The sequence below is a fragment of the Streptomyces sp. NPDC060031 genome, from assembly GCF_042736805.1.
Lineage (GTDB): Bacteria > Actinomycetota > Actinomycetes > Streptomycetales > Streptomycetaceae > Streptomyces.
Window position 1 is genome coordinate 21,388 of the sequence record NZ_JBHWVM010000029.1, and the last position, 21,351, is coordinate 42,738.

At 72.1% G+C, this 21,351-nt stretch carries 14 protein-coding genes; 4 read left to right on the forward strand and 10 right to left on the reverse strand.

Annotation, left to right across the window (positions count from 1 at the left end; genetic code table 11):
* Positions 1-132 precede the first annotated feature (132 nt).
* Positions 133-1,101, forward strand: a complete 969-nt coding sequence (locus ACFWB8_RS15710; protein ID WP_385226265.1) for a DMT family transporter — start codon at positions 133-135, stop codon at positions 1,099-1,101.
* On the opposite strand, the gene ACFWB8_RS15715 is transcribed toward ACFWB8_RS15710, so the two are convergent.
* The gene (locus tag ACFWB8_RS15715; RefSeq protein WP_385226267.1) at positions 1,083-1,799 is read right to left on the reverse strand and encodes a pyridoxamine 5'-phosphate oxidase family protein; all 717 of its coding nucleotides are present in this window, start codon (positions 1,797-1,799) and stop codon (positions 1,083-1,085) included. The genes ACFWB8_RS15710 and ACFWB8_RS15715 overlap by 19 nt on opposite strands.
* Before the next feature lie 37 nt (positions 1,800-1,836).
* Between ACFWB8_RS15715 and ACFWB8_RS15720 the strand changes: the two genes are divergently transcribed.
* The gene (locus tag ACFWB8_RS15720; protein WP_385226270.1) at positions 1,837-3,168 is read left to right on the forward strand and encodes an aminotransferase class I/II-fold pyridoxal phosphate-dependent enzyme; all 1,332 of its coding nucleotides are present in this window, start codon (positions 1,837-1,839) and stop codon (positions 3,166-3,168) included.
* Between the two features lie 22 nt (positions 3,169-3,190).
* On the opposite strand, the gene ACFWB8_RS15725 is transcribed toward ACFWB8_RS15720, so the two are convergent.
* Complete coding sequence (locus tag ACFWB8_RS15725; RefSeq protein WP_385226272.1) at positions 3,191-4,159, reverse strand: DMT family transporter; 969 nt, start codon at positions 4,157-4,159, stop codon at positions 3,191-3,193.
* Positions 4,160-4,233: 74 nt separating this feature from the next.
* Between ACFWB8_RS15725 and ACFWB8_RS15730 the strand changes: the two genes are divergently transcribed.
* Positions 4,234-5,133 (forward strand): LysR family transcriptional regulator, encoded by a 900-nt coding sequence (locus ACFWB8_RS15730; protein ID WP_385226274.1) that lies wholly within the window; start codon positions 4,234-4,236, stop codon positions 5,131-5,133.
* A 39-nt stretch (positions 5,134-5,172) separates the two neighbouring features.
* Here ACFWB8_RS15730 and ACFWB8_RS15735 read toward each other — a convergent pair whose 3' ends face one another.
* Positions 5,173-5,649, reverse strand: coding sequence for a pyridoxamine 5'-phosphate oxidase family protein (locus ACFWB8_RS15735; protein ID WP_385226276.1), 477 nt, complete (start codon positions 5,647-5,649; stop codon positions 5,173-5,175).
* Between the two features lie 76 nt (positions 5,650-5,725).
* On the opposite strand from ACFWB8_RS15735, the gene ACFWB8_RS15740 reads away from it, so the two are divergent.
* Complete coding sequence (locus ACFWB8_RS15740) at positions 5,726-6,346, forward strand: cysteine hydrolase (RefSeq protein WP_385226278.1); 621 nt, start codon at positions 5,726-5,728, stop codon at positions 6,344-6,346.
* Between the two features lie 7 nt (positions 6,347-6,353).
* On the opposite strand, the gene ACFWB8_RS15745 is transcribed toward ACFWB8_RS15740, so the two are convergent.
* The 7 genes from ACFWB8_RS15745 to ACFWB8_RS15775 form a co-directional block, all read right to left on the reverse strand.
* Positions 6,354-7,115, reverse strand: a complete 762-nt coding sequence (locus tag ACFWB8_RS15745) for an NPP1 family protein (protein WP_385226280.1) — start codon at positions 7,113-7,115, stop codon at positions 6,354-6,356.
* A gap of 256 nt (positions 7,116-7,371) precedes the next feature.
* On the reverse strand, positions 7,372-9,111 hold the full coding sequence (locus tag ACFWB8_RS15750) for a hypothetical protein (RefSeq protein ID WP_385226282.1): 1,740 nt from the start codon (positions 9,109-9,111) through the stop codon (positions 7,372-7,374).
* A 46-nt stretch (positions 9,112-9,157) separates the two neighbouring features.
* Positions 9,158-10,888: a hypothetical protein gene (locus tag ACFWB8_RS15755; RefSeq protein ID WP_385226284.1), complete on the reverse strand. Its 1,731-nt coding sequence runs from the start codon at positions 10,886-10,888 to the stop codon at positions 9,158-9,160.
* A complete protein-coding gene (locus ACFWB8_RS15760) occupies positions 10,888-11,748 on the reverse strand; it encodes a hypothetical protein (protein WP_385226286.1) in 861 nt (286 codons plus the stop codon). Before ACFWB8_RS15760 ends, ACFWB8_RS15755 begins: the two co-directional genes overlap by 1 nt.
* 51 nt (positions 11,749-11,799) lie before the next feature.
* Entirely contained in the window at positions 11,800-15,231 is a 3,432-nt protein-coding gene (locus tag ACFWB8_RS15765; RefSeq protein WP_385226288.1) for a hypothetical protein, read from the reverse strand.
* A gap of 3 nt (positions 15,232-15,234) precedes the next feature.
* Complete coding sequence (locus tag ACFWB8_RS15770; RefSeq protein ID WP_385226290.1) at positions 15,235-17,409, reverse strand: hypothetical protein; 2,175 nt, start codon at positions 17,407-17,409, stop codon at positions 15,235-15,237.
* On the reverse strand, positions 17,409-20,228 hold the full coding sequence (locus ACFWB8_RS15775; protein ID WP_385226292.1) for a DUF6603 domain-containing protein: 2,820 nt from the start codon (positions 20,226-20,228) through the stop codon (positions 17,409-17,411). The genes ACFWB8_RS15770 and ACFWB8_RS15775 overlap by 1 nt, the downstream gene beginning before the upstream one ends.
* Between the last annotated feature and the right edge of the window lie 1,123 nt (positions 20,229-21,351).

Genomic DNA, 21,351 nt, shown 5'->3' on the forward strand with positions numbered 1-21,351 from the left:
TCCCGCCGCCTAGCGCGGGCGGCTGCCTTGCGCAGATGACCCGGCCCGGGAGTTCCCGGGCGGGTTCGCGCTGCCCGCGAAGTGATGACCGGCTTCCTTCACCCCTCACTTCACGCATGCGCGGAGACTTTCGTGTCGAACCATTCGCCCGCTGCCGGGCGCAATCTGCTCTACCTCGTCGTCGCCGGAGCCGCCTGGGGAACCGCCGGGGCGGCCGCCTCCCTGCTCTTCCTGGCCAGTGACCTCGGCCCGCTGGCCCTCTCGTTCTGGCGGTGCGCGGGCGGCCTGGCGGTGCTGCTCGCCGTGCTCGCCGTACGCCGGCCCCGGGCCGGGGCCCGGGCGGTGGTCGCGCGGCCGTCGGCGCGGTCCCTGATCGGGACCGGACTGCTGTTCACCCTCTTCCAGTCCGCGTACTTCGCAGCCGTGCGGGAGACCGGCCTCGCCGTCGGCACGGTGGTCACCCTCGGCGCCGGACCCGTACTGATCGCGCTCGGCGCGCGCCACTGGATGGGCGAGCGGCTCGGCCGGGGCGGTGCGGCCGCCGTCGGCGGGGCACTGGCCGGCCTGGCCGTGCTCGTCCTGGGCAGCGGGGGCGGCGAGGTGCGGCCGCTCGGCGTCGGCCTCGCGCTGCTGTCGGCCGCCGGGTACGCGGGGATGACGCTGCGGGCCCGGTGGCTCGGGCAGCGCGGGATCGGCGGGGACCCGCTGGTCACCACCGCCTGGTCGGTCGCGGTGGGCACGGTGTGCCTGCTGCCGCTCGCGGTCGTGGAGGGGGCGCTGCCGCACACCGCGGAACCGGCGCGGGTGCTGTGGCTGCTGGTGTACGTGGCCACCGTGCCGACGGCGCTCGCGTACGCGCTCTACTTCACCGGGGCCGCCGCGGTACGGGCCGCCACGGTGTCGGTGATCATGCTGATCGAGCCGGTCAGCGCGGCGGTGATCGCCGTCCTGCTGCTCGGCGAGCGGCTGACCGGCGCCGTGGTGCTGGGAACCGTACTGCTGCTGACGGCGGTGGGCGCGCTGATCGCGGCCGAGGCGCGGCGGCCCGCGGGCGGGCCGGTGGTCCGGCCCGCCCCTGCTGTTCAGAGCGCCGCGAGGTAGTCCGGCGCGACGATGCCGGGGGCCAGGTCGGCGGCCGGGACGGGCGCTCCGTAGGCGGGTGCGACCGGGACCACGCCCGACCAGTAGGGCAGGCCGAGGTCCTCGGCGTCGTCGTTCGGCCCGCCCGTGCGCAGCTTCGCGGACACCTCGGTGAGGTCCAGGCGGATCACGGCCGTGGCCGCGAGCTCCTTTGCGTTGGCGGGCCGGGAGTCGGCGGAGCGGCCGGGTACGACCTGGTCGACGAGGGCGTCGAGCGCCATCCGGCACTCCGCCTCATCGGTGACCTGGTAGGCGGTGCCGTGGACGACCACCGAGCGGTAGTTGAGGGAGTGGTGGAAGGCCGAGCGGGCCAGCACCAGTGCGTCGACGTGGGTCACCGTCACGCAGACCGGCAGGCCCGGGTCGCTCTTGCCGGCGGCGAGGAGCGGGCGCGATCCGGTGGAACCGTGGATGTACAGGGTCTCGCCGACCCGGCCGAAGAGGGTGGGCAGGACCACCGGGGCGCCGTCGCGGACGAAGCCGAGGTGGCAGATGTAGGCCTGGTCGAGTATCGAGTGCACCGTCTCGCGGTCGTAGCGCGCGCGGTCGCGGGAGCGGGTGGGCACGGTGCGGTCCGTGGGGGCGTACCGGTCGTCGCCCGTCTCCCGGGCCGGGCTGTCGGCCGAAGTGGTCTTCTCCGTCGCGGTCGTGGCGCTCATGGTGCGGACTCCGTTGTACTAGTGCATAATGTGGTTTGTGCTAGGAGACTATCGGATTGCAGGGCGGCGCGCATCGGACATCGCGGCCAGTGTCGAGGCGGGCGTGGGCTCGGGCGCCTTGGCGCCGGGAGCGGTGCTGCCGCCGATGCGGGAGCTGGCCGGTGCGCTGGGGGTGAATCCCAACACCGTGGCCGCGGCGTACCGGACGCTGCGCGAGCGCGGGGTCATCGAGACCGACGGGCGGCGCGGCAGCCGGGTGCGCGCCCGACCGGCGAGTGCGCCCCGGGACGAGCTACGGATGGCCGTACCGGCGGGGGTCCGCGACATCGCCTCGGGCAATCCGGATGTACGGCTGCTGCCCGCGCTGGACGCGGCGCTCGCCGAGGCGGCGCGACGGTACGCGCAGGCGCCGACCCTGTACGGGGACGACCCGGTCGCCCCGGAGCTGGCGGCCCTCGCCAGGGCCGACTTCGACGCCGACGGGGTGCCCGCCGGGCCGGTGGCCGTGACCTCGGGGGCTCTGGACGGGGTCGAGCGGGTGCTGGTCGCGCACCTGCGGCCGGGGGACGCGGTGGCGGTGGAGGACCCGGGCTGGGGCGGGGTGCTGGACCTGGTTCCGGCGCTGGGGCTGCGCGCGCTGCCGATGGCGGTGGACGACGACGGCCCGGTTCCGGACGCGGTGGCACGGGCGCTGGAAGCGGGGGCGCGGGCGCTGATCGTGACGGCGCGGGCGCAGAACCCGACGGGCGCGGCGGTGGGCGAGGGGCGCGCGGCGGAGCTGCGGGCGCTGCTGGCGGGCCACCCGGACGTACTGGTCATCGGCGACGACCACGCGCACGGCATCGTGGACGTCCCGCTGCACACCCTGGGCGGGGTGACCCGGCACTGGGCGCTGATCCGCTCGACGGCGAAGGCGTACGGCCCGGACCTGCGGCTGGCGGTGCTGACCGGTGACGCCGTCACGCTGGACCGGCTGCGGGGACGGCAGCGGCTGGGCGCGGGGTGGGTGAGCCGGCTGCTCCAGTACGCGATGGTGGAGCTGTGGCGTTCCGGGGCGGTGGACCGGGCGGCGGTGGCGCGGGCCTACGCGGAGCGGCGGGACGGGCTGGTCGCGGCGCTGGCGGAGCGGGGGGTACGGGCGCACGGCCGGAGCGGGATGAACGTGTGGGTGCCGGTGGCCGACGAGACGGCCGTGGTGACGAGGCTGATGGGGGCCGGCTGGGCGGTGGCCCCGGGCAGCCGCTTCCGGATGGAGGCGGGCCCGGGGATCCGTATGACGGTGTCCTCGCTGTCGGCCGCGGAGGTGCCGGGCCTCGCGGCCGCGGTGACGGCGGCGGTCCGTCCGGTGGGCGGCGGCCGCTTCGGCTGACGCGCGGCCGTGCCGCGGATGTTCAGCGAGACCCAGCCGCTACCGCCGGCGCCCGCGGGGTGGGGCGGGACTGGGTGAGGGCGGCTCCGGTCAGGACGATCGCGGCGCCGACCGGGGTGTTCCAGTGGAGTTGCTCGCCCAGCAGCAGGACGCCCGCGGTGGTCGCGATGACCGGGATGAAGTAGGTGACCATCTGGGCCGTGGTCGGGCCGATCTCCGTCACCAGGCCGTACTGCATCTGCAGCGCCAGGCCCGTGCCGAGCGCGCCCAGGGCGATCACCGACAGCGTCGGCCACAGCGGGAACGACGTCGGGACGCTCGTGAACAGGGAGCTGACCACCGCGAGTTGGAGCGTGGCGAGCAGGAGCTGCGCGCCCGTCAGGGCGACCGGGGAGCCCGGGGCCGAGGCGAGGGTGCGGCGGACGTAGATCCAGCCGATCGGGTAGCAGAGCGAGGCGAGCAGTGCGAGCGCGGTGCCCTTGGCGTCCAGGCCCGAGAAGCCCTGCCAGGCACCCAGGACGGTGAGCACGCCGAGGAAGCCGAGGCCGAGGCCCGCGAAGCGGCGGCGCGTCGGGCGGTCCTCGGACAGGGCCACCAGCGACAGGGCCATGCCCCACAGCGGCGAGGTGGCGTTGCAGATCCCCGCGAGGCTGGAGGGGATGCTCAGCTCCGCGTACGCGAAGAGGGAGAAGGGGGCCGCGTTGAGCAACAGGGCCGCGACGGTCAGGTGGGCCCAGGTGCGCCGGCCCCGGGGGAGCGCCTCGCGGCGGACCAGCATGACCGTCAGCAGGGCGAGCGCACCGAAGAAGACCCGGCCGAGGGCGACCTGGAAGGGCGCGTACGCCTCGGTCCCCACCTTGATCAGAAGGAAGCTGAAGCCCCAGATCACCGAGAGGATCGCGAAGCGCATCCGCCAGTCCAGGCGGCCGGCGGTCCGGGCCGGTGCGGTCGGCGGGGAGAGGGTGGGGCGGGGCGTGGTGGGTGCGCTCATGGCGCTCACTCTGTCGACTTCAACCTCTTAGGACAAGCGAGATTTGTTGGCGGTGACGACGTAGCATTGCTTACATGTTGAACCTGGAGCGGCTCCGCACCCTCGACGCCCTCGCCCGCCACGGCTCGGTGAGCGGCGCGGCCGACGGACTGCACGTCACCACCTCCGCCGTGTCGCAGCAGATGGCGAAGCTGGAGCGCGAGGTCGGCCAGCCGCTGCTGGCCAAGAACGGGCGGGGGGTGCGCCTCACCGACGCGGGCCGGCTGCTCGCCGATCACGCGGCCCGGATCATCTCCCAGGTGGAGCTCGCGCAGGCCGATGTCGAAGCCCGGCGCGGGTGCGCGGTGGGCGAGTTGCGGATCGGCGCCTTCCCGACCGCCATGCGCGGACTGCTGCCCCGGGCGCTGGCCGCCCTGCGCGTCGAACATCCCGAACTGCGGGCCCGGGTCAGGGAGCAGGAACCCGAGGAGAGCATGGCCGCGGTCGTCCGCGGGGACCTCGATCTGGCCCTGGCCATCGACTGGCACAACAAGCGGATGCCGGTCCCCGCCGAGCTCACCCGCGCCCATCTGCTCGACGACTGCGTGGACATCGCGGTCCCGGCCGGGCATCCGCTGGCCGGGCGCACCGAGATCTCCCTCGCCGAGTTCGCCGATGACGACTGGATCTCCTGGAACGAGGGGCAGTTCTGCCACGAATGGCTGGTGTACACGCTGCGCGGCACCGGCATCGAGCCCCGCATCGCGCACATCGCCGAGGAGCACCACACCCAACTCGCCTTCGTCGAGGCCGGACTCGGCGTGTGCGTGGCCCCCCGGATGGGGCGCGGTCCGGTGCCGCCGGGGGTCCGGCTGCTGCCGGTCGCCGACTCCGTCCGCCGTCACGTGTACGCCGTCTGGCGCGCGGACGCCGACCGGCGGCCCTCCATCCGGGCCGCCGTCGACTCGCTCCGGCAGGCGGCCGCGCAGTACTAGGCCGGCTGCCTTCCTTTCGGATCCTGCCCGGCCACGGCACTACATCTTGCGGAAGTCCCAGGAGACGATCGAGTCCGGGGTGAGGCGGATCCAGGCGTGCCGCCCGTCGTGCGGCATCTCCTCGATGCCGAAGTTCTTGAGGGGGAAGATCCGTTCCGCTTCTGCCAGTTCCGGGCACGGCCCGCCCGTCCGTGGTGCCTCGCCCACGAAGACGGCGCTGCCGGACAGCTCCACGCCGCGCAGTTCGTCGTACGCCTCTCCGGAGTCGACCACCACCGATATGCGGGGGTCCCCCCGCAGGTCGGACCAGCGCCGGCTGCGCGTGATCGAGTACAGCCAGAGCGAGGTGCCGTCCCAGGCGAACCAGAGCGCGCCCACGTGCGGGCGCCCGTCGGGGGAGACCGTGGCCACCCGGCAGGTGCGCTGCTCGCGCAGGAATGCGTCCACTTCCCCGTCGGTCATCATGATGCGGCGGCCCCGCCGCTGGGTGGTGTGCTCCGAGCGTGTGTCGTCCATCCGTCCCGCGCCCCTTCACATCTGACTATGTGTCAGGAATCATGAAGGCTCTTCCGTCGCCACGCCAGGGGGAGCCATGCCCGAACTCGATCCCGCCACCACCGCGCTCCTCACCGTCGAGTGCCAAAACGGTGTCGTCGGCGAGGAGAGCGCGCTGCCCGAACTCGCCAAGGAGGCGCAGGCCTCCGGGATGCTGGGCCGGGTGGCCGCGCTGGTCGACGCCGCCCGCGGGGCCGGTGTACAGGTGCTGCACGCGGTCGCCGAGCGGCGGCCGGACGGGCTGGGGGCGAACTCCAACGCGCGGCTGTTCCGGGCCGCCGCGAAACTGCCGGTGCGCCAGCTGTCCGGCAGTGCGGCGGTGCAGGTCGCGCCGCCCATCGTCGTCGCGGAGCAGGATCTGGTGGTGCGCCGGCTGCACGGCCTCTCGCCGATGGCCGGCACCGACCTGGACGCGCTGCTGCGCAACCTCGGGGTCCGTACGCTCGTCGTCACCGGTGTCTCCTCGAACATCGCGATTCCGAACACCGTCTTCGACGCGGTGAACCTCGGCTACCGGGTCGTGGTCCCGTCCGACGCCATCGCCGGGGTGCCCGCCGCCTGCACGGCCGAGGTGATCCGCAACTCGCTCGCCCTGGTCGCGACGATCACGACGGCCGCGGACCTCCTCGGGCAGTGGGTTCCCGCGCCCGTGAGCTGAGCCGACCTCAGGCGCGGGGGTCGAACGCGATTGCGGCGGGCATGGAGCGGGCGAGGTGGTCGCTGAAGGACCCGTCCTTGATTTTGATCGTGGCCGCCCCGAAATCGGCGTTCATGAGCTTGTCGCGAAATCCGGCCGGATAGCCTTCCCAGCCCACGAGGCGCGGGAAGAACCAGCCGTGGGTGGAATTCTCCGGCGGATCGTCGTTGGGGTTCGCGAAGCGGAAGTCGTGGGTCGAGACGCCGTCCTTGTGGTAGACGATCTTCGGGTGGGTTCCGTCGAAGCGGAGGGACGACGCGGCGGCCACCTGATAGCCGCTGTGCTGGGACACCGAGACGTACCGGACCTGGTTGTTGTTGATCCACACGACGACGTGTTCCCAGTCGTGGGTGTGGCCGATGGCCGCGGGCCCCAGCGTGGCCTGGTCCTTCTCGAAGTAGCTGGCGTACATGACCGCGCACCAGCCGTTGTTGCACTTCTGGCGCGAGTACGTGTTGGCGTTGGCGAGTTGGGCGGGGTCGTGGCAGTGGCCGTTCACGGCACCGCCCAGCCGCAGGCCCGGGTTGAGGGTGCCGTCGGCGCCGATGGCGGCGGTGGCGTAGCAGCCGTCCCCGTCGTAGTCGTACGCGGGGGAGAAGGTCTGTTCCAGGCCATCGGCGTTCTGGGGCAGCAGTCGCAGGACGTTGGCACTCGCGCCGGTCGGCAGTGCCAGGACGAGGGCCGCGGCGCCGATGGCGCTCGCGAACATCGACAAGGGTGTTCTGTGCATGTCAAGTCCAGCTCTGTGGGGGGCCGGGGGCTCCGGATCCGGGCCATTCAACGGGCGGCCGAGTTGGCCCGTCAAGGGACTGGACCAAGCTCCGGGCGGCGGTGCCCCGGACCGTCCGGACGGGCCGCAGATGTTGCCTGGGATGGTGGTGTGTGATGGCCGTGTCTCAGCGGGCGACGCAATGGGCCAAGGTGTGCGCCAGGGCGGGAGGCATGCCATCACTCGTACCCGTACGGGTTGTGGCGTCCCGGCGGGGTCACGGCGAGCAGGCGCCTCCCCGGCCGATGGCGATCAGGCGGTCGCCGTACCAGGCCAGGGCGGGGGTCTCCAGGGTGCGGTACGCGTCTACCGGGGCCGCTGCCGACCAGGTCGAGCCGTCCGAGGAGCGCAGGTGCAGCGTGCCCTCGGAGTCGGGGAACAGCATGTACAGCGTCGTCCCCGCGACCGCGAGCCGTACGTTGCTCGAGGCTCGCACGTCATCCACTTTCTGTGCGTTCCAGGTCTCGGGCGGCCCGGCCTTGGGCCGCCATCGTGTCCACATTTCACCGTGCAAGTGACGGTAGTAGCACGTCAGGTTCTCCTTCCACAGGACGAGCTCGGGGGAGTGGACCGAGGGGTGGAACATGTTGCCGTAGGTCACCGGCCACTCGCCCTGGGCATCACGCCGGAAATGGCCCAGCATCGGTAACGCACCATTCTGCGTCCACATCGCCGCGTTCAGCGCGGTGCCGTCCCAGCAGAGCGATACCGATCCACGAGTAGGGGCAGGCATCGCCGAAGCCGCGCCCCAGGAGGCGCCGTCACTGCTGGTACGGGTGAACTGTTCGCCGCTGGGGGCCTGGTAGGAGCAGACCAGCGAGGTGCCCGCAGCAGTCAGCGCGACCGGAGCCGCCGCAGCCGGTCCGGGGGAGTTGGACAAGGTCCGCCAGTTGCGTCCCTGGTATTCCGCCCATGTCAACTGCTCGCTGCCATACGGCCGGAAGAGAAGATGGAGTTTCCCGTCGCGCACGGCGATGGCGGGCGGCGCGGCGGCGGGGCCGAACGGCAGCCGGACCGGTTCGCTCCAGCGGCGCTGGCGCGGATCGAAGCTGCGCATGGACAGCTCCGGACGGTGTTCCATGGCGGTCGCGGTAAAGGCCGGCACGGTGTGGGTGCGGGCCGCGAGCCGGTCCGTGACGACACCCCGGGTCGCCGTCAGCGTCGGAACCACGACGTCGGGCACGTCGACGGTCACCCACACCGAACGTACCGCCTCGGCTTCTCCGGAACCGGACGCGGAAGTGCCGCGCAGCTGGAAGAGGGTGTCCTGGGTGATGTTGTGCGCGGTGTAGCCGTCCCGGTCGGTGACGGAGATGTCCGCCTTGTCGTAGCGCAGCCGGAAGCTGCCGTTCGCCACCTGCCAGCTGAGGGCGACACTGCCGCCGTGGGCGACGCGCAGGGGGTCCGCGCGCAGTTCGCCCAGGCTGAAGGTGGGTGGGAACTTCGGAACGGGCAGCTGGACGGTCTCCGTACTCCAGGGGTTCTTACTGGGGTCCCCGGGGACCCGCCAGCGTACGGCCACGGTCAGCTGGGCGCGTCCCTCGGTGCGGTTGACGGGGACTTTGGCGATCGACAGCGCGAGACCGTTCGCCTTGTCGATCTCGGCTACGCCGCCGGGCGGGGTGAACGTCACCGCCCCGGTGGCCGCGACCGTGGCGCCCCACCCGGCCGGGTCGGTGGAGGCCGTCATCCCGGTGGTCTGGGCGGCCAGTGCGGTGGCCGCGGTGCCGACGGGCACGGAGACGGTGATACCGCCGCACTCGATCGGGCGGGCGGCGCGGCGGGTGAGGACGAGGGTCATATCCGCCGGGCGGTACGCACCGGAGGCCGCGGACACCTGGACCGGGAAGGGTGCTGTGGACAGCGTGTACAGCAGTTCCACGCCGGCTTCGGTCGAAGCGCCTGCCGGGGAGGCTTCGTCCGGTGCGGCATCGGGTGCCGCGATGTCGGTGGTCATGACGGGTCTCCTCCTCGGCGGGCGCGGTCGCGGGGACGGGTGTGGTTCAGAACAGCCACAGCCGGCCCCCGGTCGCCACCAGTGCCGGGTCGTGGGCGTAGATCCGGTCGGAGACCGGCGTCGCGCTGGTCCATGTCGTGCCGTTGTAACTCATGAGCTGGGCACGGCCGGAGACATCGCGGTAGCTGCAGTACATCCGGCCTTCGTGGACCGCGAGTGAGGGCGGGCCCGCGGGCTTCGGCCCGGTCGGCAGCGGCGGGCCCGCGGCCCATCTGGTGCCGTCGAAGGTCTCGTAGGCCACCTGGAGGCTGTCATGGGAGGGGTATACGCAGACCACTTTGTCGTCGTTGAACTCCGCGAGTGCCGGGGTGCCGGTGGATACGGCGCCCGGCAACCGCCGAGGCCCGGTCCATTGGTCGTTCTTGCGCAACCAGTACAGCGGGGGCGCATTGGTGTTGTCGGTCGCCACGAGGTAGAGCCGCAGGCTGCTTTCGGCCAGGGCGGGGCCGAACCGGGTCGTGACGCTCGTCGAAATAGTCTGCGGTTCCACCCATTTACCGTCCAGATTCAACTGGCGGGTCATCACCTGTGCCTTGTTCTCGCCGCCGCGGTAAGCGGCCCATAGCATGGGAAAGGGATCCGCGAAGACCGACAAGGACGGATCCGCACCCGGACCGAACGGCTCCTCGACGCGGGCCCACGCGTAGCCGTCGAACGACGACCACACCAGGTCCGATCCGCCGAGCGGCTGGTACAGCAGCTCGACGTAGGGATGGCGCGAGGCCGCCGCGGATTGGAGCGTGCTGTGCGAGAGGACTGCCGGGGCGCCGACCGGCAGTGCGCTCCGGATCCAGTGACTGTCCTGCCATCCGAATTTGTCGTTATGGTGCGCTTCCGGGAGTGCGGGCAGCCGCTGCGGGAAGACGAGCGGGGTGGTGGGAGAAGCCGCCGGGCCGATCTCCCCCACCTGCAACGTCCCGTGGACGATCAACCGGCCGACCGACTCCACGGGACCGGAGACCTGCACCAGCACAGTGAGCGTGCGCTCCACGCTGCCCGCGCCCTCCTGCGCGACCGCCCGCAGATGGAAGAAGGTCGTCTGCCTCATGTCGGGGACGGTGACCGAGGACTCCCCGGTCGCGGGGTGCGACTGACCGTCGTAGTACAGCGTGAGGTGGGTGGCGGCGCTCGCGTCCCAGCGAAGGGTGACCGAGCCGCCCTTCGGAACGCTCTGCGGCTCGGCGACGAACGACCGCAGATGGAAGCCGAGCGGGAACTTGCCGACCCCCAGGCCGGTGCTCTGTGACTGCCAGTTGGCCGTGCCTGGCGTGCGCCAGGAGGCGCTGATGTCCACCTGGCTGAGTCCGACGCGCTGGTTGACCGGCAGGCCCATCACCTGGAAGGTCACACCGGTGTCGGGCCCGAACTCCGTCTGCGCGGAGGCGCCGGGCCCGGGAGCGAAGGTGAGGGTGCCGGCCGACGCGTTCACCGTCCCCGTCCAGCCCGCCAGGCTGATCCGCCCGGTGACGCCGGTCAGGCTTGAGCACAGGTCGTTCTCGCCGGCGCCGACCTTCAGGGTGAGCGTGAACGACCGGCATTCGACGGGTGCCTCGGCGGCCAGCGAGGCCACCACGATCAGGTCGCCCTTGGCCGCGGCCCCGCTGGACGGGGAGACCCGCAGTGGGTCCGGGTGGACGGCGAGATCGAAGTAGAGCGGATCGGTGTCGGCGGTGGCCCGGCCCGACGGTGGAGCCGTCACGTGGCGGACGAGTGACATCAGACCTCCTCGGGGGTGGGCTCCGGTACGGCTGCCGCGCTCTGCGCGATCGGTGCTGCGATCCTGATCCGGTCCAGGGTGTGGCTCTCCAGCCGGTCGGTACGGAGAGCGCCCGTGACGACCATGTTGTTCACCTCGAAGTCCGGGTCGGCGACCCCGACGATCGTGCCCAGCGTCAGCTCGGCCGCCCCGTGGCTGCCGCGCAGATAGAACACGGTGGTACGGCGCATGTCGGGCACGGTGAACTCGCTGCGCCCGGTGACGTCGTACTGCACGTTCTCGTGGAGCAGGTGCAGGGTCGCGCCGCCGGACGCCTGCCAGCGCAGCTCGACGTCCTCGCCGTTGTTCACCACGGCTCGCGAGGGGGTGAAGTCCCGCAGGGAGAAGCCGGGCGGGAACTTGCCGACCTCGAAGATGGTCTTTCCTGTGCCCGATTCGTCGTTCCAGTACGCGGTGACGGTCACCTGGGACGAGCCGGTCGCCTTGTTGACGGGGATACGGTCGAGGGTGACGGTCAGGCTCGTGCCTGGTCCCACCAACTCACCACCGGAGGACGGCATGAAGGAGAAGGTGGACTGCTGCACTCCGGTGTAGGTCCAGCCGGAGCGGTCGACCGAGGGCTCCACTCCGGTGAGTGAGGAGGCGAAGTGGGGGGAGTCAGGCCCGGCCAGGACCTTCACGGTGATCTCGTTAAGGGTGATCTTCTCGCCGTCGGTCACCGATCCGACGGCGGTGATCTTGGCGTACTCGGTGTCTCCGGTTCCGGGCGAGACCCGCACCGGCTCGGGAACGGTGGCCAATCGGAAGGCCATGCGGCTCTCGGAGGCGCGTGGCGCGCCCGCCGGGATGTACTCGGTCATGGTGACGCTCCTCGTGACGTATGGGGCGGTGTGCGGGCGGGGTGACGGGCGTCAGCCCTCGCCGTCGCGGCTCGCCCCCGCCGCGTCGTCCAGCACCATGAATCCGCTGCGGATCCGGGGCCGGACCCCCTGGGGCCACACCGCCGGGTCCGGCGCCGACATGGGCGAGCGGGGCCATGCGTCGCCGTCGCGCTCGGCCCACGACCAGGTGCCGGTGGCCGTCGCCGGGTGCGGGGCCAGCACGGTGTCCGGGCCGGAGGTGGCCGGCTCCACGGGAGCGAGCAGCGGGCCCGCCCGGAAGGCCACCGCCATGGCCGCGACCGCCTCGTCCGTGAACTCCTGCGGTACGAACACCTCTCCCGTCGGCAGGATCTCGGTCGTCGCGTGCACCGAGGCGCGCGCGTCCAGCAGGAGCGTCACCTGCGCCCGGGGGCCGTCGAACGACAGCTTCAGCCGTTCCGCGGTGTCGATCCACCGCAGATAGCCGTCCCCGCCGGGATTCAGGGCGGTCTCGATGTGGTCGTAGTCGTCCCCGCGCACGTATCCGATCAGGCCGTCGTCCAGCTGGGCGGCCTCGCCGAGCCGCACGCGCCACTCGTAGCCCCCCAGCTTCGGTTCCGGCTGGTCGAAGATGGTCTGCCAGTGCACGTCCCTCCGGGCGGGCCCGCACAGTTCCAGGCCCAGTTCGGCCCGTACCAGGGCCAGCGGGCGTCCGAAGAAGTAGGCGAGGCCCGCGTCGTCCGGGCCGTCCGGGTCGATTCCGGCGAGCGAGGCGTCCAGGTGATGGCGCAGCGCGTCGAAACCGGTGGGGCCCTGCCGGATCACCCCGGCGAGGAAGCCGTGGGCGTGGGGGGAGAGGTCCGCGAGGCCGGCGAAGTCCGGGACGGGCGAGCCCGGCAGCGGATTCCAGCCGACCACCTGCTGTCCGCCGGCGCCGACGACGACCCGGACGTCACCGAGCGCCGTGCCCTCGGGCCCGTAGCACGCGATGGACCGGTCGAGCCGGTTGTGGATCAGCCAGCCGCACACCGGGTTCGCTCCGGCGGTGACGTCCACCTCCCGGCCGGTCTTCCCGTCCACGAAGTGGAAGGCGAGCCGACCGGGCTGGAGCAGCCGCGGGCCCAACTGCGCGAACCGGTCCTGCTCGATCTCGCCGACTTCCTCGTCGGGCACGAACGTCGTGGGCCTGGCGTAGTCGAAGTGGACCGGGTCGTCGATGAGATTGACGGCCCGGCCGAACCGGTCCACGACGGCGAGACGGGTGAACTCCAGCTGCCCGGAGCGCAGTTCCTGGAAATCGGTGGCCTCCCAGTCTCCCCCCTCCCAGTCCTCCTCGGGGAAGTTCCCCGGCCGGGGCTTGCCCTGGTCGCCGTCGGCGATCAGCGCGCCGAGCGTCCCGTCGGGCCGCAGCCCCGAGCCGATGATCCGCTGGCCGATCTGCGCGGAGAGCCCGTCGAGGCGCTGCGAGAGCTCGTCGGTCTCACGGAGCCGGGAGCGCAGGGAGCGGATCATGTCCTGATCGAGGTCCGTACGGCCGTTGGCGTGAGCGGCGAGGCGGCCCTCCGACTGGTGCCCGCTGGTGGGGGTGAGGATCTGCCGGCCGGAGGCGGGGATGCGCTGGGTGATGTTTCCGTTGCCCGTCCAGCGGTAGCGGGTGCCGTCGAAGCGCCAGTTCTCGGTGCCGTCCGCCTCCTGGAAGGGGATGGCCACGTAGTCGGCCTTCCAGGCCAGATACAGCGGCTGCCAGGGCTGGACCCATGCCGCCGTTCCGTATTCGGGCAGCATGCCCTCGGCCTGCGCCAGGTCCAGGCCCTGGGCGAGGGCCCGGTCGAGGATGAAGAACTCGGCCAGCAGCCGGGGGACGAGGGCGGGCAGCCCGGCCGTGTTGACCCGGGCGACATCTGCGGCCACTGTGAGTTCGGTGACCGGGCCGACCGCTGTGACCAGGCGCTCTTCGGTGCGGCAGGGCAGGAGCGAGTCCCGGTCCAGGGGCGCGTGGAGCTTGGCACCGCGCAGCAGGACGACCGGGTCGCTGGACTCCTCGTACGGGGCGAGCGGGACGCGCTGGAGAACGCGGGACGCGCGCATGCCGTGGTCGGCGGCGTGCCGCAGCGCCTGCGCGTGGAGTTCGTCCTGGTCCATCGACCAGGGCAGGTCAGCGCGCTTGGCGGTGACCTCGGCGGTCAGCTCGGCGACCTTCCGGGCGGGCGATCCCGCCACCTCGGGGTTGAGCTTGGAATTGATCTGCTCGGTGAAGAAGGCCGGTTTGTCGCGCAGCTTGTTCAGCGACCAGAGGTGGAAGAGGTGCTCTTGAGCGCTCCGCAACTCGCGTTCGAGGGAGTCCAGTTCGCGCTGAGTGGCGTTGAGGTCGGCGAGGACGTTCGCTTCTGCGGTCCGTTCGCGGGCCGCCTCGGCGGCGGAGAGCGGGGGCAGGGCGTCCGGGTTCCCGCGGTCCACCACGCGCCAGGCGAAGCCGCCCGGCACCGGGCCGAAGCCGGAACGGTGCGCGGCCCGCGGCGGGAACAGGTCCCCGTCCGTGCGGTCGAGCCGCTCCAGGCAGCCGAGGGCGAACGCCTCGTACAGTCGCGCCTCGTCGGCGTGCAGCGCGCCCGTACCGCCGTACTGGTCCGCCACCGCGGCGGACGCCTCGGCGGTGGAATTGCCGATGCCGACGGCCACCTCGTCGGGGTGCGGGTTGGTCCGGGCGGGGACGGGCCCGCGGGGCTGCCAGTCGACGCCGAGCACGCTGCCCGCGTAGAGCGAGCGTCCGGGGGTGCCGTAGCCGGGCGGCAGAATCCACTCCAGCTCGGCCATGAGGTCGCGGAACTCGCCCTCGCCGCGCAGGGGGTCGCTGTCCTCCTGCGCGTACCAGCCGATCACCCGGTAGCTGACCCGGGCGTCAGTGGTCACGTCCTCCAGCGTGTCGTGGAGGGAGAGCACGTTGGTGTTGTACGGCTGGTAGACGGAGAAGGTCAGCAGGCCGGGGCCGAGCGCGGTGAGGAAGGGGTCGCGGCGGTCCGTCGGCTCCCGCCAGGGCGCGGAGGCGGTGAGCTCGTGCTTGCGGCCGATCTTGGTGGGGGTGGCCGTGGTGGTGTGCGGGTCGAGGTAGGAGACGGTGCCCGTGGCACCGAGATGGTCGCTTTCGACCAGCCAGCTGCGGATGCCGCCGTCCCAGCGGCGGGTCACCAGCCAGCGGTTGGGGACCAGCGGGAAGCCACCGATGCCGTCCTCCGTCTCCCGGCCGTGGGCCAGGCCGGACGGCAGCTGCCACATCACGTACGCGCCGAGCCGCTCCGGCTTGTCCCGCCAGACATCCAGGCCCTCGAACGCCGGGGGCTCCGGTGCGTCGTTGCGCGAGGCGAAGGTGAGGAAACTGGACTCCCAGCGGTGCATCACATACGAGTCGTCGGTATCGCGCACTTGGGGGTTCACCGCGAACGCGGCGACCTCGACAGGCACCACCAGCGTGTCGTTCAGGGCCATGGGTTACAGCGTCCCTTCGGTGGGCTCGGACGACAATTGCGGATTCAGGGTGAACTCCTGGGCCAACGGGGCCTTCACGACCTGGAGCGCGAACTGCGCGGAGGAGAGTTCACCCACGGACAGGGCGGCGGCCAGAGCCGGTGCGAGCCGGTGCTCGATGTCGAGGACATCGTGTCCGCCGGGCCGGAGGAACGGCCCGTATCCGCTGCCGTCGGTGGGGAAGTCGCCGAGCGTCTGCCCCACCGGGGCGACGATGGAGCGCAGCTCCGTGGTGTTGTTGAAGCTCAGCCCGAAGTGCAGGCCCTGCGCGGGCTCGCCGAGCGCGAACCGGTCGATCACCTGGGGGTACAGCAGCATCCGCAGGTCGTCGCCGAGATTCCGCTGCTGGACGGGCGCGATCTCGCGGTCCTCGCTGAACGCGCTGAGGATGGCCTCGGGCCAGTTGGCCAGTAGCTCGGAGTGGATCAGCACCCCGGAGGCGAGCTGCGGAATGCCGCGTAGCTCCCGTGCCAGGTCGTTGAGGTCGGCGTCCAGCGCGTGTCCCTCCCCGACGCTCAGCGCCCCGTCGACGGCCGCCTGGATCCAGCCGGTGTCGACGTGGAAGAACCGCACCGACTCCTGCGGCAGCTGCTGCGGGGCCGGTACGAGATATCCGAACGGCACCATCTCCAGCCGGGCCAGCCGGGTCAGCCACACCTGGACCGGCGTCAGTTCGGCCCGCACGGCCGCTGCCAGCACCGAACGGGTCGAGGCATCGGCGACGGCGGTGCGCAGCCGGTCGACGCTCATCGGGGCGACGGTCGCGGTCCGTGCCGTGGGCCGCCGGCCCCCGGCCTTCACCTCGGCGCCCGGCCGGGTGAGTGCGGTGGCCAGTGGGCCGTTGTCGCCCAGCAGCCGGTCGAAGGAACGCCGTACGACGCGGGTGTCGATGCCGGCGGCAGCGTCCCGTTCACCGAGCGCGGCCAGTTCGGGGAAGGCCAGCAGCCTGCGGGCCGCCCGCCGCGCCGCCTTGCGGAACGCCACGAGTGCGCTGCGGAACTCGGCGTCGGCCAGGGCGAGCCCGCGACCCAGGCTGAACGCGACCGCGTACCCGGTGTCGTACGCGCCCAGCTCCTCCAGGTACACCAGCCCCTCACCCGCCGACTCCAGGCGGACCCCCGTGCCCTGCGGCAGCCGATGGGCGGGGGCGGCCGTCAGCGGGCCCCGGTAGAACCCGACGGTCGGCTCTCCGGACTCCAGGCTCTGCGGCAGCACGGTGCCGCCCTGGCGCAACAGGTCCAGGGCGAGCGGCACATCGGAGGTCGTCGGCAGCCCGGGGTGACGAAGCAGCGGGTCCGGGTCGGCGGCCAGGTGCCGGGCTAGCTCGCCGAAGTCCAGCTTCCCGTCGTCGGCCGAGGTGAACGCCCACGAGTGGAGCGACACCAGCCGCAGCCCGTCAGCGGGCGGCGGGACCTTGCCGTCGAGATAGTCCTCGAAGCCGTCGAGGGAGACCAGGTGGGCGACGTGAAGGCCCCCCGCGTCAGGGAATCGGCCGGAGACCACCACGGCCTTGATGTCCTCCTCGTCCGGCGGCGGGTCCTCACCGACCCGGCGGGAGGCGTCCGGCGGGCCGCCCTCGCGGATGTGCGCGAGCATGCCCAGTTCGTACGTGGTGGGGCACAGGGCCGTGAAGAGCGGGCCCGGCACCAGGACGCTGGTGACGGTCAGTTCCCGCTCGTCGTCGTACAGCGCCGGGACGAAGGCCGGCGGGCGGCCGGGGCCCGCCTGTCCGGCGGAGAGCTGGGCCGCCGTGGAGACCTTGACCTGGCCCACGGCCTCCCGGTCCTCCGGCAGTTCACCCGCCCGGAAGACCATCAGTGCCAGCCAGGGGGATCCCACCCGGGCGCCGCCCAGCCGATGGAACCAGGGCAGACCCGGCCGGGTGAGGGTGATGTGCGGCAGCACCATGCCGTACTCGCCCTCCGCGCCGGGCGGCGGATAGCAGGCGGCGACGTCCTCCGGGAGCAGTTGGAGGCGGGGCTGGCGCACATCGAAGACCTGCTCGAGGTCCGGCAGCAGGTCGCCGCCGACGCGGGGGTCTCCGCTGACGGTGTGGTCGACGGTGATGGTGTGCCGCCCGGGGTAGAGCGACGGCAGCCGGTGGTCGAAGAACCGGGTGCGGTGTCCGGGGCCTGCCATCAGTTGTCTCCCTCGGGGGCGCTCGGCACGTTCGCGGTGCGCGTGGCACCTGCGGGCACCAGCAGCGGTTCGGCGGTGAAGTAGCCGGTCATGTTCCGGGCGTAGCCGGGGAGGTCGGCCTTGGCGCCCTCGGTGTCCAGGCCGAGTGCGCCCATCAGCGCGTGCAGCCGGGTGCGGGCGGTGCGTGATGCGGCGGTGTCCACGCCGTCCGCGATCTGTCCGATGACGCCGTCGGGCCGGGTCGGGGCCGGTGTCAGCGGCGCATCGGTGGCCTTGAGCGGGACCTTGCCCTCCGGGTAGACGGGGTCGATCGTGAAGGTGTCCTCGCCGATGTAGCCGGTCGACGTGCCGTAGTCGGGGTCGGGTGAGGTAAGCGTGACGCCGGTCAGGTGCGGCTCCTGCCCGGCGCCGTGTTCGGGGTCGCCCGTGTCGTCCCACAGCTGCGGCGGCAGCGCGGTGTACTGCGCGGTCGCCGTCCACCGGGCCAGGTCGACCCGTTGCCCCTCCAGCGTCACCTGGATGCGCTGGCGGGTATTGAGGCCGGTCGCCCGCATCGGGTGGACGCCGAATGGCGACCCGTCAACGACCTCGTCGGCCCCGGTGGTGGCGAGCTCGATCCGGCTCAGCGGCACCTGCGTATCGGTGCCGAAGGTGAACCCGGACGCCTTGACCAGCCAGTCGCCCTGGTGCGGGTTGTCCGGGGTGCCCTCGGAGATCAGGCCGTCACCGGGCCGCAGCCGCGCTCGGGCCCCCGGTTCGGGCAGCATCGCGCGGGTGCCGGGCCAGTCCAGGGTCTTGTCCCCCTGGCCGCGCGCGGCATGGCCGAAGTTGATGGTGAAGGAGACGAACCACACCTTCACCCGGGCCTCGCCCCCGGTCGGCGGACCCCAGATCCGCAGCGACACGCCGACCTCGATGCGTACGGTGATCCGTACGAAGAGCACCTTGACCGAGCCTTCGACGCCGATCGACAGCGACAGGCCGACATCGATGTAGAACGGTTTCCATTCGATGAGTGCGTCGACCGTGGCGGTGCACCATGCCTTGATGATCCCCGACTTGTAGCGCACATCGAGGCTGCCACCCGCCATCGCTGCACGTGGGGTGAGCGCGAAGTAGGCGTTTCCGGAGACGGTGACCTTGCCGCCGAGCGACCAGTCGAAGCCGATCCTGGGCAGCCGGGGATAGTGCGCGGGGGCGTGGTAGCTGTCGTGGTAGCCGCCCGCGCTGAAGACGAAGTCCCCGCGGTCGGGGTGGTTTCCGTACCAGACCGTCAGGCCGACGCCGCCGCGCAGCTTGCAGTCCTCGTCGATGAGGTACGAACTGGGGTTGAGGGAGGTGCCGACGGTCAGTTCACCGGCGTTCGGCTTGATGACCAGCTGGAGCCCGGCCTCGATCCGGGCGTACTTCTTGTCGCCGGTCTTGGGGAACGACGTCCCGGCCGTGCCCAGCAACCCGATCGTGAGGTCCGCCCCGGTCTGGAGCACCGCCATTGCGGTGCCGTCGATCAGCTCGCCGATGGTGAAGGCAAGGCCGGCGGTCATCCACAACGCACCCTGCTGGGGTGTGATCCACGGGCTCGGGCCACCGATCAAGGTGTTCAGAACGGCCACCGGATTGGTGTCGTCCCCGCCGATGGCGGAGGGGTCGTGGAGCGCCTGGAGGAACGGAAAGGTTGTCAGGTCGCCGAGTCCCGGTGTGCGCAGACGGCTGTTCCAGCCGAAGCCGGCCGCGACACCGGTGAGCCGGAACGCCGGGATCCCCAGCCCCGGTTCGGCACCGAGCGAGGCGAAGGCGAAGAACGAGGGCCGGGTGCCGGCGTCCTGCGGGAAGACCACCGCCCCCGTACCCATGCCGTACAGGCCGCGACTGCCCGGGGCGCCGCCCCCGAACGCGAAGGTCAGCAAGCCGCCGACCACCGCGCGGTACGGGGACTGGGCGGGCTGTACCTGCAGCGCGCCCTTCACCGACAACGGGCTCTTGTCGTAGACGACCTCGATGCCGTGATGACCGTCCAGCAGCCCGCCTGGGATGAAGCTCACGCCCGGACCACCGAACTTCGGCGCGTTGAGCACCACGAAGCCGTCCGCGGTAGGCACGGCGCGGGTACGCGGCGACAGTCCCGGATAGGGGTGCTGCGCGTACGGAACTCGGGTGGCGCCCGTCCTCGGGCGGCCCAGCCCGTCCGTGCCACCGGAGTGGTCGGGGACCACGGTGCGGGGCGCGCTCACCGGCACCACCGTCCCGTCCGGCAGGGCGAGCCACACTCCGGCGGGCAGCGCGACCGCCACCGGCACGCCCAGGCCGCTGACCTGGCGTGCCGTCAGGTCGCTCCGGGTGGCCAGGACATGACCGCCCGGGGCGGGCACCACCAGCACCTGCGCGCCGTCCCGGTCCAGGATGCCGCCGTCCCCAGAGAGACCGTCCAGCGCCAGCGTGAATCCGCCGGCGTCCCCACGGAACGTCAGCCCCGTCACTGGCGGCGCGGGCAGCTCGGGCAGCTCGTACCCGTACAGCCGGGCGATCTCGCTTGCGCGTACCCCCGTCCCGGGGAGCGTGATGGCGAGGGCGATCCCGGAGACTTCTCCGTCAGTGCTCCCGAACTCCGCCCGCACGTCGGCGGGTTCGGAGCAGATGGCGATCGGGGCCCGCCCCCGAACTCGAAGCCCCGCCGCGTCCCCGTCATTGCGTGTCAGCTGGAGTGTGCCGCCCGGGAACAGGGGGGCCGCACCATCGGCGGGCCCCAGATCACGTAGCGGGAGGACGCATGGCTCGGCGATCTCGCCTTCCAGCGCCTTGCGTAGGTCACTTTCATGCATGGTGGCGAATCTCCTTGTACGCGGCCGACAGCCCGTTCACGGATTCCCTCAACGGCAGGCACGTACCGGTGGCCGCCTGGCGCGATCTTAGGGTTTGCGCCCTGCCGAGAAGAAGGTCGCGAATCGGACGGATGATTACTCAAAGTGGCCGGATTGCCGCTTTCTGTGTCCGCGTCTCCCGCGGCCGCTACGAGGACGGTTTCTGGTGACGGCCGGAGGCGCGCATCGAGCTCAGGTGCGCGCGGAGCGTGTCATGGATGAGGCGCGCGACCCGGTGAACGCGGTCCGGTGTCGCGCCCGGCGCCAGTCGGCGTCAGTGGACAGCGCGGCGCGGGATTCACCCGTACGGAGCGCCGGCCAGGCAGAGCTGCCGCGCAGCCGGGTGGCCGCTGCGGGGTGTTCCACGGTGAGTGCCCCGGGCATGAGCTGAGGTGCGCCTGATCGACAGGGATGTGATCGATCCTCTGCACGGGACGGCAGCCGCGTCGGTGGCGCCCGGGCTTCCGGGCAGGACGGAGCCCGGCGGAGGCGAGCGAGGAGCACCATGGAGGGGGCGGAGCGATGTGACGGCCGGGCAGGAGCACTCCGATGGTGCGCGGACGGTTGCGGATGGATCTACCTCGGGGCCGCCCCGGGGGGTGTGAAAGACGTACGCCATGCCGGAGGAGGGGGCAGCGGCTTGCCGCGGCCGGTGCCGAGGTGGTCGTCGGGTTCGTCGAGCCGCACGGGCGGCGGCACGCCGCCGGGAAGGCGCAGTTGGCTGACGGTCCGGCTGTCGCCGCTCATCGCGGCCAAGAGGTGGGCGGCGGGCCAGGGGTGGCCGCCTTGCCTTCGAAAGACAGTGAGTCCGAGCCGGCGGGATCGGCGCCAGTCGGATCGGCCGGGCCGCCCGGGCATGCCAGGGCGATGCCCTGAAGGAGCGTCGAGGCGTTTGGGCGGGGCCGGCACGCCGAGCGCGCGGCGCGTTCTCGGCCCACCGGTCGAAAGCAGCGAACGACGCGTGTCGGCAACGACCGAGGAGGCCCTGATCAGCAGCACCGGCACGACGGGGTGCCGCACCCCGCGGCGCTGCGGATCCGGCAGGAGCCGCAGTCGTTTGCGATCAGGCCCCGAGGTGACGCCA

What these genes read in the sequence shown, in the direction of transcription:
- ACFWB8_RS15715 (WP_385226267.1), bottom strand. Translation starts at nt 1,799, where the DNA reads ATGAGCGCCACGACCGCGACGGAGAAGACCACTTCGGCCGACAGCCCG.
- ACFWB8_RS15725 (WP_385226272.1), bottom strand. Translation starts at nt 4,159, where the DNA reads ATGAGCGCACCCACCACGCCCCGCCCCACCCTCTCCCCGCCGACCGCA.
- ACFWB8_RS15730 (WP_385226274.1), top strand. Translation starts at nt 4,234, where the DNA reads ATGTTGAACCTGGAGCGGCTCCGCACCCTCGACGCCCTCGCCCGCCAC.
- ACFWB8_RS15735 (WP_385226276.1), bottom strand. Translation starts at nt 5,649, where the DNA reads ATGGACGACACACGCTCGGAGCACACCACCCAGCGGCGGGGCCGCCGC.
- ACFWB8_RS15740 (WP_385226278.1), top strand. Translation starts at nt 5,726, where the DNA reads ATGCCCGAACTCGATCCCGCCACCACCGCGCTCCTCACCGTCGAGTGC.
- ACFWB8_RS15745 (WP_385226280.1), bottom strand. Translation starts at nt 7,115, where the DNA reads ATGCACAGAACACCCTTGTCGATGTTCGCGAGCGCCATCGGCGCCGCG.
- ACFWB8_RS15750 (WP_385226282.1), bottom strand. Translation starts at nt 9,111, where the DNA reads ATGACCACCGACATCGCGGCACCCGATGCCGCACCGGACGAAGCCTCC.
- ACFWB8_RS15755 (WP_385226284.1), bottom strand. Translation starts at nt 10,888, where the DNA reads ATGTCACTCGTCCGCCACGTGACGGCTCCACCGTCGGGCCGGGCCACC.
- ACFWB8_RS15760 (WP_385226286.1), bottom strand. Translation starts at nt 11,748, where the DNA reads ATGACCGAGTACATCCCGGCGGGCGCGCCACGCGCCTCCGAGAGCCGC.
- ACFWB8_RS15765 (WP_385226288.1), bottom strand. Translation starts at nt 15,231, where the DNA reads ATGGCCCTGAACGACACGCTGGTGGTGCCTGTCGAGGTCGCCGCGTTC.
- ACFWB8_RS15770 (WP_385226290.1), bottom strand. Translation starts at nt 17,409, where the DNA reads ATGGCAGGCCCCGGACACCGCACCCGGTTCTTCGACCACCGGCTGCCG.
- ACFWB8_RS15775 (WP_385226292.1), bottom strand. Translation starts at nt 20,228, where the DNA reads ATGCATGAAAGTGACCTACGCAAGGCGCTGGAAGGCGAGATCGCCGAG.